This is a genomic window from Brevibacillus sp. HB1.3 (genome assembly GCF_013186635.1).
In the GTDB taxonomy this organism is placed as follows: domain Bacteria; phylum Bacillota; class Bacilli; order Brevibacillales; family Brevibacillaceae; genus Brevibacillus; species Brevibacillus brevis_D.
On the sequence record NZ_JABMIT010000001.1, the window covers coordinates 709,093 to 723,495 of the forward strand.

Genomic DNA, 14,403 nt, shown 5'->3' on the forward strand with positions numbered 1-14,403 from the left:
CACATACTTTGTTACATTTGGCTATTATATTAAATGGTGTTGATGAGGAATTTCCAGTGTGATCCATTGTTCACTGAGACTTCATCTTCAGATTTAGCAGCACATTTCTTTTCAGTTGCGTTCACTTGTTTGGCCATCGCATTGTATTGGCACAGGATAGACTAAGGTTTGCCAATTATCGGAGGGGACATATGTTAGCAAATCAGGCGAATCTCATTGACTTGGAGTGGGAAAAAGAACAGGTAGCCGTATTTAATGATACAAAGGCCGAGTATCCACGGGATAAGTCGATCCATCAGTTGTTCGAGGAACAGGTAGAAGCTGTGCCACACCGAGTTGCCATCGTTTATGAAAATGAGCGTTTAACCTACCAGGAGCTCAACAGGAAGGCCAACCAATTAGCAAGGGCACTGATCGAAAAAGGGATTACAACCAACAGCATTGTTGGTGTGATGATGGAGAAATCCATTGAAAATGTGACAGCTATTCTGGCCATCCTTAAGGCTGGAGGAGCGTATGTTCCCATCGATATCGAATATCCCCAAGATCGGATTCAATATATCCTACAAGACAGTCAAACCAAAATCGTCATCACCCAGAAAAACGTCAGCCAGCTTGTTTATGACGTCGGATACCGTGGTCCTGTAGTCGTGCTCGAGGAAGAACAGTTGGATAGTCGCTCGGATTCCAATCTTCACTTGCCAAGCAAGCCTACTGATCTGGCGTATGTCATCTATACGTCAGGCACAACCGGCAAGCCGAAAGGAACCATGCTGGAGCATAAAGGGATCGCCAATTTGCAATCATTCTTTCAAAATACATTTGGTATATCACCTGCAGACAGGATTGGACAGTTTGCCAGCATGTCTTTTGACGCATCGGTGTGGGAAATGTTCATGGCCTTATTAACCGGTGCCAGCCTCTATATCCTTTCCAAACAGACGATTCATGATTTCATCCGTTTTGAAAACTATCTGAATGACAATGAATTGACCATCATCACGCTGCCACCCACTTATTTGACTCACCTCACCCCAGATCATATAACTACCCTTCGCATCATGATTACGGCAGGTTCAGCTGCTAACTTTCCTTTAGTGAATAAATGGAAAAACAAAGTCAGGTACGTGAATGCATACGGACCTACGGAAACAAGTATTTGCGCGACGATTTGGGAGGCACCTTCCAATGTGCTCCTTAACCAAACGATCCCAATCGGCAAACCGATTCAAAATGCATCCGCTTATATTGTCAATGAAGAGCTACAATTGCAGCCAATTGGCAGTGAAGGCGAATTATGCATAGGTGGAGTAGGCTTGGCCAGAGGATACTGGAATCGCCCAGACTTGACCGCCGAAAAATTTGTGGATAATCCGTTCGTACCAGGAGAGAAGATGTACAGGACAGGAGACCTGGCCAAATGGTTGCCGAATGGAGAAATTGAGTTTCTCGGCAGAATCGACCATCAGGTGAAAATCAGAGGTCATCGGATCGAGTTGGGAGAAATCGAGTCCGTTTTGCTAAAGCATGAACAAATAAAAGAGGCAGTAGTAATCGCTAGAGAAGACCAACACGCTCAACCTTATTTGTGCGCTTATTATATTTCGCAACTGGAAGTAAGTCCTACGCAGATCAGAGAATATGCCGCTCAAAAGCTTCCAGCTTACATGCTTCCTTCTTATTTCGTGAAGCTGGATAAAATGCCGCTCACGCCGAATGACAAAATTGATCGAAAAGCATTGCCAGAACCTGATGTTACTGCTGAGACAAATCTTGCGTACGAACCTCCTAGAAATCAGACAGAATCGATTCTCGCAACCGTATGGCAAGAGGTATTGGGAATCGAGAAAATTGGAATTCACGATAATTTTTACTCACTCGGTGGGGATTCCATTCAAGCGATCCAGGTCGCTGCTCGTTTGCATGCCTATCAACGAAAGCTAGACACGAAAGATTTGCTGAATTACCCGACAATTTCGCAGGTTGCTCTCTATGTCAAAAGTACGACGAGGAGAAGCGAGCAGGGAATTATCGAAGGCCCCGTTACCTTAACACCCATTCAACAATGGTTCTTTGAAAAGAACTTTACGAATATGTTCCATTGGAACCAATCGTATGTATTGTATCGTGAACAGGGATTTGATCCTGAAGCGATCCGAAAGGCCTTGGATAAAATCCTCTCGCATCATGACGCGCTACGCATGGTCTATCGGAACGAGAATGGGAGAATCGTTCAACAGAATCGTGGATTGGGTGGCGAATTATACCAGTTTCTTCTATATGATCTGATCTCGCATTCGGATGTCCAGCAAGCAATCGAAGAAGAGACGAAACGCTTGCATGGCAACATGAATTTACAAGAGGGACAGTTAGTAAAGGCAGCCTTGTTTCATACGCTCCAAGGCGATCATTTGTTTTTGGCCATCCATCATTTAGTCATGGATGGAATTTCCTGGCGGATTCTGTTTGAGGATCTAGCAACTGCATACAGTCAGGTACTAGCAGGAAAAGATATCGTTCTCCCAGAAAAAACGGATTCTTTTAAAAATTGGGCAGGTTGGCTGAACGAGTATGCGAATAGTGATGAGTTGTTGAGAGAAATCCCGTATTGGGAGAATCTCGAATCAGGAGCTAGGAATGCTGTTCTTCCGAAAGACTATGAATCGGTGGGAAGCAAACAGAAGAGTATCCGAAACATACAGGTCGGATTGCTAGCAGAGGAAACCGAACAATTGTTGAAGCAGGCAAATTCTGCTTATCAAACTGAAATCAATGATTTGCTACTGGCAGCGTTGGGGCTGGCCGTTGCAGAGTGGAGCAGGCTTGACCAAATCGTAATTAATCTGGAAGGGCACGGGCGTGAGGATGTGATCGAACACGCTAACGTGACAAGAACTATTGGATGGTTTACGTCCCAATATCCAGTTTTACTAGATTTGAGTCAAATCAATCACTTACCTGACCATATCAAATGCACGAAAGAAAACCTAAGGAAGATCCCCAATAAAGGCATTGGCTATGAAACTTTAAAATATATGACAGAACCGGAAAAACGACGTGCCTTGTCCTTTTCCTTGCAACCCGAAGTAACGTTTAACTACTTGGGTCAGTTTGACTCAGGCCTGAGCAGTGAAATGTTCACCCGTTCTCCTTATAGTGCTGGCAACTCGCTCGGTGCGGATGGGAAGAACAATCTGAGTCCGGATTCGGAGATTTACACCGCCTTGAATATTACAGGAAGAATGGAAGGTGGGGAGCTTCTCATCACGTTTACTTACAGCGAAGAGCAGTTTAGAGAAGAGTCCATCCATCAATTGAGTAAGGGCTATCAAAAACATCTCCGGTCGATCATTACGCATTGCTCGCAGAAAAAAGGTGTCGAACGGACTCCTAGTGACTTTAGTCTAAAAGGACTTCAAATGGAAGAAATGGACGACATCTTCGAAGTACTTGCCAATACGCTTAACTAGAGAAGCACTTGCTAAAATTTCAAGGGGTAAAATTCGCCTTTTATTTACATTTTATTACAAATATGACGAATAATGTCGATATCGAGGTGCCGGAATGAGTGTTTTTAGCAAAGAACAAGTACAAGATATGTATTTATTGACGCCCATGCAAGAGGGAATGTTATTTCACGCCTTACTAAACGAAGAACATAACTCTCATCTTGTGCAAATGTCCGTTTCGATCGAGGGCAATCTTGATGTTGGTTTGTATACCAATAGCTTGCATGTGCTGGTAGAGAGATTTGATGTGTTTCGCACGCTGTTTCTCTATGAAAAATTAAAGCAGCCTTTGCAGGTTGTCTTGAAGGAACGGCCCATTCCCATCTTATTTTGCGATCTAACTGCATACGACGAGCAAGAAAAACAGCAGCGCTACACGCAGTACAAAAGGAATGACCAAGAGAAAACCTTTCATCTGGCGAAAGATTCGTTGATGAGAGTAGCTATTTTCCAAATGACCGAGAGCGAATATGAAATCATCTGGAGTTTTCATCACATACTCATGGACGGTTGGTGCTTTAGCATTATTTTTGATGACTTGCTTTCCGTCTATTTATCCTTAAAGAACGGGACTCCGATTTCTCTTGATCCAGTGCAGCCTTACAGCCAATTTATTCGTTGGCTGGAAAAGCAAGATAAAGAGGCTGCTCTCGCATATTGGAGAGACTATCTGGAACAGTTTGAACAGCAAACTTCTTTGCCGAAATTTGGGAAGTCTTCTAGCAATACCTTTCTACCTGCGCAATATCGTTTTGTGCTAGACCGAATGGTGACGCAGCAGCTTTCTGCGATCGCAAGTCAAAATCAGGTGACTTTGTCGACCGTGATTCAAACCTTATGGGGGATTCTCCTCCAATCCTATAACTCTGCGAATGATGTAGTATTCGGTACTGTTGTATCCGGGCGACCAACTGAAATCGTCGGAATCGACAAAATGGTTGGATTGTTTATCAATACCATTCCATTCCGGATGCAAGCGAAAAACGATCAAACCTTTGCGGACTTGATACAGGATGTGCACCAAAGAACACTGCAATCCCAGCAATTTGAGCATGTGCCTTTGTACGATATTCAAAACGATTCGGTATTGAAGCAAGATTTGATCGATCACCTGATGGTCATTGAAAACTATCCATTAGTCGAGGCCTTGCAGAAAAAGGCGGCGACAAAGCAAGTAGGCTTTACGATTTCCGATGTCGAGATGTTTGAGCCTACCAATTATGACATGACTGTCATGGTAATGCCCAAAGAAGAGATTGCCATGCGGTTTGATTATAATGCGGCTGTTTTTGATGAAGCTTTTATCCAAAAAATGGCTGGACACCTCAAGCAGATTGCGGCTTGCGTGGCAAACAATCCGAAGGTCACCCTTCAACAGGTTACCTTGCTGACAGAAACTGAAAAACAACAGCTAATGGATAGAAACCTTGATACTTCCGCAGCTTATCCAACGAAAACCATGCACGAGCTCTTTATGGAACAGGTGGAAAGGACACCTGATCACGTTGCTGTCGTATTCGGGGAACAGCATCTGACGTATCGGGAGCTAGATGAGAAGTCCAATCAGCTCGCCAGATTTTTGAGAGGAAAAGGAATTGCAGCAGACAGTCTAGTTGGTACGATGATGGATCGATCCATCGAGATGATTGTCGGGATTCTTGGGGTTTTGAAAGCCGGTGGTGCATTTGTACCAATTGATCCAGAGCTGCCAGAAGAACGAATTGCCTACATGCTCCAGCATAGTGGAATTCAATTGGTAGTGACCCAGCAGCATCTACTAGAGAAGGTCTCGGCCACTACTGAAACAATAGATATCAGCGCACCAGCCATTTGGGAAGAGAGCAGTGCGTCTGTCGAAACGATCAATCATCCAGATGACTTGTTTTATATCATCTACACTTCAGGAACGACAGGCAAGCCTAAAGGCGTCATGCTTGAGCATAAAAACATGGCAAATCTGATGCACTTTACGTTTGCCAAGACCAACATCGATTTTCATGAAAAAGTTTTGCAGTATACCACATGCAGCTTTGATGTTTGCTATCAGGAGATTTTCTCTACGCTGCTTTCCGGGGGACAGCTCTATCTCATTACGAATGAGATGAGACGTCATGTAGAAAAACTGTTTGCGTTTATCCAGGAAAAACAGATCAGCATTTTGTCCCTCCCAGTATCCTTCTTGAAATTTATCTTTAACGAAAAAGATTATGCACAAAGCTTCCCGCGTTGCGTCAAGCACATTATCACAGCTGGAGAACAGCTCGTCGTCACGCATGAGCTACAAAAATATCTGCGGAACCATCACGTATTTTTACACAATCATTACGGGCCGTCGGAGACACATGTGGTAACCACCTACACGATGGACCCAAGCATGGATATACCAGAGCTGCCTCCAATCGGAAAACCGATCAGCAACACAGGCATTTACATCCTGGATGAAAAGCTGCAGATGAAACCAGAGGGCATTGTAGGGGAGTTATATATATCTGGTGCGAACGTGGGAAGAGGGTATTTGCACAATCCGGAGCTGACTGCGGAGAAGTTTCTCGAGAACCCGTATCAATCAGGAGAAAGAATGTATCGAACGGGAGACCTCGCTCGTTGGATGCCGGATGGCAATATCGAGTTTTTAGGGCGAATCGACCATCAGGTAAAAATCAGGGGTCATCGCATCGAGCTGGGAGAGATCGAATCACACCTGCTCAACCACACCTTGATTAAGGAAGCCGTGGTCATTGATAGAACGGATGAGACAGGCGGAAAGTATTTGTGCGCCTATGTCGTTTTGACAGAGGAAGTCAGCAACGAGGAGCTGCGTGTGTACTTATCACGAACGCTGCCGGAGTATATGATCCCTTCCTTCTTTATGAAGCTGGAGCGGATTCCGGTCACACCTAACGGAAAAACAGACAGGAGAGCCTTGCCCATCCCTGAGGGGAATGCATTTACGGGAGCGAATTATCTCGCCCCGACCACCGAGCTGGAACAGAAAATGGCAGCGATTTGGGAAAGTGTACTCGGCGTGTCCCCGATTGGTATTCAGGATAATTTTTTCACGCTGGGCGGCCATTCGCTCAAGGCGATTCATCTCATTTCCCGGATGCAAAAAGACTGCCAGACAGATGTTCCACTTCGCGTCTTGTTTGATAGACCAACTATTCAAGAAATCGCCAAGTATGTAGAAGGTGGAGAGGAAGGAACGTATCTTGCTATTCCGCGGGTCCTCATGCAAGAGTATTATCCCGTATCCTCTGCGCAAAAACGCATGCTGATTTTAAACCAGCTTGATCCAGCTAGTACGGTATACAATCTGCCCGTTGTGACGGTACTAGCTGGGGAATTGAACGTGCCGCAGATGGAGAATGCCATTTCCGGTCTTGTAAGTCGTCATGAATCGCTGCGAACCTCCTTTCATACCATCAACGGCGAGCTGGTTCAACGCATCCATTCGGAATGCAAACTGCCAATCGCCTACATGGAAGCGACAGAGGATCGTTTGAATCAAGTCATCACGGATTTCATGCGTCCGTTTGATTTGGAAAAGGCGCCATTAAGTCGGGTTGGCCTGGTCAAACTGGGAGAGCGGCGCCATGTCATGATCATCGATATGCACCATATCATCTCGGATGGCGTGTCATCGCAAATCATCCTGAATGATCTTGCGCAGCTCTATCAAGACAAAGCATTGCCAGAGCAGCGCATTCAATATAAAGACTTCGCAGTTTGGGAAAAAGGTTTGGCACAGACAGACGAGTACAGAAAGCAGGAAGCGTATTGGACCCAGCGATTCGCTGATGAAATTCCTGTCTTGAACCTGCCATTGGACTACTCTCGACCGTCTGTTCAAAGCTCTGAGGGCGAACGTTATCTATTCCGTTCAGAAAAACAACTGTTGGATGGTTTGCAACGAGTGGCGGCCGAAACTGGTACTACGCTTTACATGGTGCTCATGGCAGCTTACCATGTTTTGCTCGCGAAATATTCCGGGCAAGAAGACATGGTAGTCGGAACCGTGACAGCTGGAAGAACGCACCCTGACACGGAAAGCATCACGGGTATGTTCGTCAACACGCTCGCAATGAGAAATCAGCCGGTTGCGACTAAAAGCTTTAAGCAATTTTTGCAAGAAGTGAAGGAAAATACACTCGCTGCTTTTGAGCATGGAGAGTACCCGTTTGAGGAACTCGTCGAAAAGCTGGCGGTCAATCGAAATCGAAGCCGCAATCCATTGTTTGACACCTTGTTCATTTTACAAAACATGGATGCCGATCCGATCAAGATCGAGGGCATGACAGTGACGCCTTACGTGCCAGAGGGCAAGATGGCGAAATTCGAATTGTCGCTCGAAGCAACTCAAAACCATGCAGGCCTCCTATTCTGCTTCGAATTTTGCACCAAGCTGTTCAAGCAGGAGACCATCGAACGCATGTCGCGTCATTACATCCAAATCTTGCAAGAGGTCACTCGGAACGCGGACTTGGCTCTCTATGAGATAGAGATGCTCACCGAGAAAGAAAAGCAGGAACTACTTGTCCATTTCAATGACACATCTAAGCCTGTTCAGCTGGAAAGCACACTTCCCCAGCTATTTGAAGAACAAGTAGGGAAAACCCCTGATCAAATCGCACTGGTTTGCGGGGACAAAAAGTTGACCTATCAGGAGCTCAATAAGAAAGCCAATCAGCTTGCTCGTACATTACGGAAAAAGGGAGTAAAGGCTGACCAGCGAGTAGGGATTATGGCCAATCGTTCCTTGGAAATGGTCATTGGTATCCTTGCCATTCTCAAGGCTGGCGGAGCATATGTGCCGATTGATCCAGAATATCCAAATGATCGCATTGCTTATATGCTGGAAGATTGCGAGGCCCGTCTGGTGCTTACCCAAGAGCATCTCGGTGCAAAGATTGCTACTGGAGTGGAATGCCTGTATCTCGAGGATAAGAGTAACTATTCTCGTATCACCACAAACCTTGACCCAATTCATACGGCTACCAATCTGGCTTATATCATTTACACATCGGGTACCACAGGCCGGCCTAAAGGGGTCATGGGGGAGCATCGAGGTATTGTCAATAGTGTGACGTGGAACAAACAAGAGTTGGCCTTATCTGTTCATGACAGAGGTTTGTTGGCCCTATCTTTTGCCTTTGATGCTTTTGCCCTTACCTTCTTTGCGTTGATTGTATCCGGTTCAACGGTTGTCTTAACGAAGGATGAAGAAGCAAAAGATCCATTCGCGCTCAAAAACCTAATCTCATCATGGAGTTGCAGCTACACGGTGTGCGTGCCAAGTATGTTCCAAGCGATTTTGGAATGCAGCACCACCGAAGAGATCAGCCCACTGAAAATGGTCATGCTCGGGGGAGAAAAGCTATCGCCAAAGCTGGTTGAGATGTGCAAAGAGATGAATCCGCAGATGATTACGGTCAATGCGTATGGCCCGACAGAAAGTAGCGTTATCGCCACCTATCTGTGCGATGCGCTCCCGGATACTCCGATCACCATTGGGCGGCCAATTGCAAATACAAGCATATACATCGTGGATCGTTCGCACCAGCTGCTACCAATCGGTGTAGTGGGAGAAATATGCATTGGCGGACTCGGTTTGGCACGCGGATATTGGAACAAACCAGAGCTTACCGAAGAGAAGTTTGTTTCCAATCCATTTGCGCCTGGTGAACGCATGTACAAGACGGGTGACCTTGGCAGGTGGCTCCCGGACGGTACGATTGAATTCGCTGGACGCCTGGATGAACAAGTAAAAGTGAGAGGATACCGGATTGAGATCGGGGAGATAGAATCGGTTCTTTTCAGCTATGAAATGACAAATGAAGCGATTGTCGTTGCTTATCAAGATGGAAGCGGGGACGTGTATCTGGCTGCCTATTTCACTGGTAAAGAAAACATCTCGGAAGTGGCGCTGCGAACACATCTATCTCAAGAACTGCCAGCGTATATGGTTCCAACCTATCTAGTTCAACTGGACACTTTCCCGCTCACGCCAAATGGCAAGATTGATCGCAAAGCGCTGCCGAAGCCAGAAGGAAAACCTACAACAGGTGTGGAGTATGCCGCGCCTGCCAATGAAGTAGAGGCAACACTGGCAAAGATTTGGGAAAACGTCCTTGGCATCTCCGGCATCGGCGTGATGGATAACTTTTTTGAGCTGGGCGGACATTCTTTGAAAGCGATGACGGTAGTGGCACATGTGCATCGGGAGTTTCAAATTGATATTTCTCTGAAGCATTTCTTTGGTTCTCCAACTGTTCGTGCCTTGTCCCGATTGATTGAAAACAGCGAAGCTGCATCAGATTCATCCATTCAACCAGCAGAGCAGAGAGATTACTACCCGGTATCATCAGCCCAGCAGCGAATGTATCTGCTCTATCAACTTGAAGGGGCCGGCATTAGCTACAATATGCCTGGCATGATCATGCTGGAAGGCGAGCTGGTTCGCGAGCAATTGGCATATGCGCTGCAAGCATTGGTGGATAGACACGACATCTGGAGAACGTCATTTGAGATGGTAGGGGGTGAGCTGGTCCAAAAAATTCATAGCCATGTGAAAGTGGAAATGGAGTATCAAACAGCGGAGGCGCATCCGATCGATGAAATCTTCTACTCGTTTGTCCGTCCATTTGATCTTTCTGTTCCGCCACTGATCCGCATGGGCTTGGTGAAAATTTCGGATGAGCGTCATTTTCTCCTTTATGACATGCATCATATCGCCGCAGATGCTGCATCGGTCACGATCATGTTCAATGAGCTAGCTGAATTGTACCAGGGAAGAAATTTGCCAGAGGTGCGCATTCAATACAAGGATTTTTCTGTCTGGCAGCAGGGCTTGTTTCAGTCAGATGCCTTCAAGCAACAAGAAGAGTATTGGCTTCGTACGTTTGCAGGAGACATTTCAGCCGTAGATTTACAGACAGATTACCCGCGACCAGCCGTAAAAAGCTTCGAAGGTAGTCACATCGCGATTTCAACTGGCCACCTACTGCGGGATGCCCTGCTAGAGCTGGCGACAGAAACCAAAACGACGCTGTTCATGGTCTTGCTGGCAGCCTACAATGTGCTGCTCTCGAAGTATTCCGGGCAGGATGACATCGTGGTGGGAACGCCGATTTCTGGCAGGTCAAGATCTGAGCTTGCGCCCGTTGTGGGAATGTTCGTCAACACACTGGCGATCAGAAACAAACCGACATCGGAAAAGACCTTCAAGGAGTTTCTGATGGAAGTCAAGCAGAATGCCTTGGATGCCTATGATCATCAGGATTACCCGTTTGAAAGTCTTGTTGAAAAGCTTGGCATTCAGCGTGACCCGGGACGTAATCCACTGTTTGACACCATGTTTATCCTGCAAACCGATGAACTGGACCCAAAAACGCTGGATCAACTGGTCTATCGCCCTTATGAATCCGGCAGTGCTCTTGCGATAGCGAAATTCGATCTGTCGTTCCATATGACGGAGCGTGAAACAGATCTGTTTTTGCGATTGGAATACAGCACCAAGCTGTTCAAAAAAGATACGGTAGACAGGATGTCCCGCCACTTCTTGCAAATCTTGAAAAGCATTGCGGCCCATCCTGATCGGATGCTGAAAGAGATCGAAATGCTGACGGAAGAAGAGAAGCAGCTGTTACTGGTGGAGTTCAATCGTACGGACAGAGAATACGCCAAAGACAAAACCCTTCAACAGCTCTTTGAAGAGCTGGCGGCAAAAATGCCTGATCAAACAGCGCTTGTATTCCAAGGGCAGCGAATGTCGTACCAAGAGTTGAATGAAAGAGCGAATCAGCTCGCATCCGTTTTGCGTGAGAAAGGTGTTGAGCCATCGCAAATCGTCGCCATGTTACTGGAACGGTCATTAGAGATGGTCATTGCCATTCTTGCTATTTTGAAAGCGGGCGGCGCCTTTTTGCCCATCGATCCTGAGTATCCGGAAGAAAGAATCCGCTACATGATGGAGGACAGTCAGGCGAAACTCGTGCTTACTCATTTTCACTTGATTCCTAAGGTGACCAGTCATGCAGAGATCATCGATTTGGGCGACTTTAGGAACTATTCCCAACAGACAGACAATCTGCTTTGCATCAACAAGCCTTCCGATTTAGCCTATATCATTTACACGTCCGGTACGACCGGCAAGCCGAAGGGAGTCATGATCGAGCATCGTGCGATCATCAACTGCTTGCAGTGGAGAAGAGATGAATATGGATTCCGACCGGAAGACAAGGCATTGCAAGTGTTCTCTTTTGCTTTCGATGGCTTTGTAGCCAGCTTGTTCGCGCCGCTTCTCGGAGGTGCTGCGTGCGTGTTGCCGAGAGAGGAAGAAGCCAAAGACCCGATCGCGTTGAAAAAGCTAATCGCATCCACTGGGGTCACACATTACTATGGTGTGCCAAGTCTGTTCCAAGCAATTCTGGATTGCTCGAATGTGGCAGACTTCCCTGAGCTTCGCTGCGTGTCACTGGGAGGCGAGAAGTTACCTGCACAGCTTGTTCAAAAAACGAAAGAAAAGCATCCGAAAATCGGGATTAACAATGAATACGGTCCGACTGAAAATAGCGTGGTCTCTACTATCTCCCGTTCTCTTGAACCCGGTCAAGACATCACGATTGGCCGGCCGATTGCCAACGTAAAGGTCTACATCGTAGATGCACAACATCGCTTGCAACCGGTTGGTGTGGTGGGTGAGCTATGCATTGGAGGACCTGGGCTTGCAAGAGGCTACCTAAACAAACCGGAGCTCACAGATGAAAAGTTTGTTGTGAATCCGTTTGAACCAAAAGAGCGCATGTATAAAACAGGTGACTTGGTGAAATGGCGGACGGATGGCACGATCGAATACGTCGGTCGGGCTGACGAACAGGTCAAAGTGCGCGGGTATCGAATCGAGATCGGGGAGATCGAGAGCACCATACTCGGCTATGAGAACATCGATCAAGCGGTGGTGGTTGCTCGAGATGATGGCTCTGCTGCCGGCCAGTATCTTTGCGCCTATCTCGTAGCAGCATCAGAAGTGCCCATAGCCGAGTTGAGAAGGCATCTTGCCAAGGAACTGCCTGCTTATATGGTTCCATCCTTCTTTATCCAATTGGATAAGATGCCGCTGACACCTAATGACAAGATTGACCGAAAAGCACTACCGAAGCCAAGCCAGGATGACAATTCAGGAAGAGAATATGAGGCACCCAGAAACGAGCTGGAAAAATTGCTGGCAACCATCTGGACAGACGTATTGGGTATCAAGCAAGTCGGAATAAAAGACAATTTCTTTGAATTGGGTGGAGATTCCATCAAAGCGATTCAAGTTTCGACTCGCCTCTACGCATCAGGCTGGACGCTTGCAATGAAAGAACTGTTCGAACATCCGTCGATCGAGGAAGTCGCTATCCATGTAACACCGAACAACAGAGAGAGTGATCAGGGAGTCGTAGAGGGCGAGATTGGCTTGACACCCATCCAGGAGTGGTTCTTCGAACGGAATTTCACGGATCGTCACCATTGGAATCAAGCTGTCATGCTCTATCGTGAAGAAGGCTTTGATGCAGCCCTTGTTCAGCAAGCCTTCCATAAAATTGTCGAGCACCATGATGCGCTACGAATGATATACAAACAGGAAAATGGGATCATGAAGCAAATCAATCAAGGGCTTACCGATGACCGATTCCGTTTCCATTCTTTTGATGTGAGGGAACATGCAAATAGCGCAGCTCAAATCCTGGAATTGTCTGATCTCATCCAAAGCAGTATCGATTTGGAACAGGGACCGCTGGTTCATCTGGCTCTCTTCTCAACCAAAGAAGGCGACCATTTACTGATTGCCATACACCATCTGGTCGTGGATGGCGTGTCCTGGCGAATCTTGTTTGAAGATTTTTCATCCGCTTATTCACAGGCTCTCCAAAATCAGGACATCGTTTTACCAAAGAAAACAGATTCCTATAAAGACTGGGCGGCTCAACTGCAAAGCTACGCACAGAGTGACGAGCTGTTACGGGAAGTAGCGTATTGGCACAACCTGGAGAGCACCACTACGCCAGGCGCATTGCCAACTGATTTTGTCGCAGCCGATCGGAAACAAAAGCACACGCACACTGTAAAGGTCGAATTGACAGCACTAGAGACAGAAAACCTTTTGCGTCACGTGCATCATGCCTATCACACAGAAATAAATGATCTGCTGCTGACAGCTTTGGGGTTAACGGTAAAAGAATGGGCGAATACCAGCTGCCCTGTCGTCAACCTAGAAGGTCACGGACGTGAGGACATTCAGAATGAAATGAATGTCACAAGAACGGTTGGCTGGTTCACATCCCAGTTCCCTGTCGTACTTGATATGGAAAAATCAGAGGACTTGGCTTACCAAATCAAGCAGATCAAAGAAAACCTGCGCCGTATTCCGAAAAAAGGAATTGGCTACGAGATTTTACGTACGATGACGTCCAGCAAGACGCAACTACCCTTGTCATTTGCCTTGCAGCCGGAAATCAGCTTTAACTATCTCGGGCAATTTGACTCAGATGTGAAATCGGGCGGATATACCTTCTCACCGCTCGGGACAGGACAGCTGTTCAGTCCAGAATCAGAGAGAGTATTCCTCTTGGACATTTCCGGCTTGATCGAGGATGGAAAGCTCCAGATCAGCTTTGGATACAGCAGTCTCCAGTACAAAGAAGAAACCATGACAAACTTAGCGTACAGTTACCGGAATCACTTACTGCGTATCATCGAGCATTGCATGGCAAAAGAAGGAGGGGAGTTGACTCCGAGCGATCTGGGCGATGACGACCTTTCCATGGAAGAACTGGAGAACATACTGGAACTGATTTAATGCTTTTCCTCCAATAAAAGCTGTGCTAGCGGAGTTTTTATTGGAGGAACCCTC

At 46.6% G+C, this 14,403-nt stretch carries 2 protein-coding genes; both read left to right on the forward strand.

Annotated elements, in window-relative coordinates; translation table 11 throughout:
• The first annotated feature begins 191 nt into the window (after positions 1-191).
• Positions 192-3,470 carry a tyrocidine non-ribosomal peptide synthetase TycA gene (gene tycA, locus HPY31_RS03525; protein ID WP_172138431.1) on the forward strand — a complete coding sequence of 1,093 codons (3,279 nt, stop codon included), beginning with the start codon at positions 192-194 and terminating at the stop codon, positions 3,468-3,470.
• A 94-nt stretch (positions 3,471-3,564) separates the two neighbouring features.
• A complete protein-coding gene (tycB, locus tag HPY31_RS03530) occupies positions 3,565-14,349 on the forward strand; it encodes a tyrocidine non-ribosomal peptide synthetase TycB (protein WP_172138433.1) in 10,785 nt (3,594 codons plus the stop codon).
• The last annotated feature ends 54 nt before the right edge of the window (positions 14,350-14,403 follow it).

What these genes read in the sequence shown, in the direction of transcription:
- tycA (WP_172138431.1), top strand. Translation starts at nt 192, where the DNA reads ATGTTAGCAAATCAGGCGAATCTCATTGACTTGGAGTGGGAAAAAGAA.
- tycB (WP_172138433.1), top strand. Translation starts at nt 3,565, where the DNA reads ATGAGTGTTTTTAGCAAAGAACAAGTACAAGATATGTATTTATTGACG.